The 755-nt window shown below is 67.2% G+C and carries 1 protein-coding gene; it reads left to right on the top strand.

Annotation, left to right across the window (positions count from 1 at the left end):
* Positions 1-755: ShlB/FhaC/HecB family hemolysin secretion/activation protein (locus HU735_RS26815; RefSeq protein ID WP_186716486.1), on the top strand; the 755-nt coding region annotated here is incomplete at both ends.

Genomic DNA, 755 nt, shown 5'->3' with positions numbered 1-755 from the left:
CCCGGCGATATCGACCAGCGCCTGAACCTGCGCGAGATCGAGCAGATGGTCGACCAGCTCAACCGCCTGCCGTCGAACAAGGCGCAGATGGAGCTGACCCCGGGCAAGGCCGTCGGCGGCAGCGAAGTGCTGGTGCGCAACACCCAACAGAAACCCTGGCGCGCCTCGCTGTCGCGCAACAACGAAGGCCAGCGCAGCACCGGCGAGCAGATGCTCAACCTCGGTCTGGAATGGGACAGCCCGCTGGGCCTGGCCGACCAGCTGATGCTGCGCGGCGGCCACGACGTGGTCAGCGACCACACCCAGGGCTCGAAGAATGGCGTGCTGTTCTACAACCTGCCGTGGGGCTGGTGGAACTTCACCTACAGCTACAGCGAGAGCGAATACCGCTCCCTGGCCCAGGCCAACGGCTTTGCCTTCAAGCAGACCGGCGACAGCCAGAACCACCAGCTGCGCGCCGAGCGCGTGGTGCACCGCGACGCCACCAGCAAGACTTCGCTCAATGCCGGCATGGCCCACCTGCGCACCAACAACTACATCGAGGACAGTCGCCTGGCCGGCAGCAGCAACCGCCTGAGCGAGGCGCAGTTCGGCATCAACCATGGCCGGCGCCTGGGCAATGCCTTCGTCAACCTCGACCTGGGCACCCAGGAGGGCATCGGCGCCTTCGACGCCCAGGACAACGGCCATCCACGCCCGGGCCAGCCGGTGGCGCGCTACCGCAAGTACAGCGCCACGCTCAGCTACGTGCAGGG

The sequence above is a fragment of the Pseudomonas sp. BW16M2 genome, from assembly GCF_014268865.1.
Classification (GTDB): Bacteria; Pseudomonadota; Gammaproteobacteria; order Pseudomonadales; family Pseudomonadaceae; genus Aquipseudomonas; species Aquipseudomonas peradeniyensis.
This window is presented reverse-complemented; position numbering and strand designations above follow the sequence as displayed.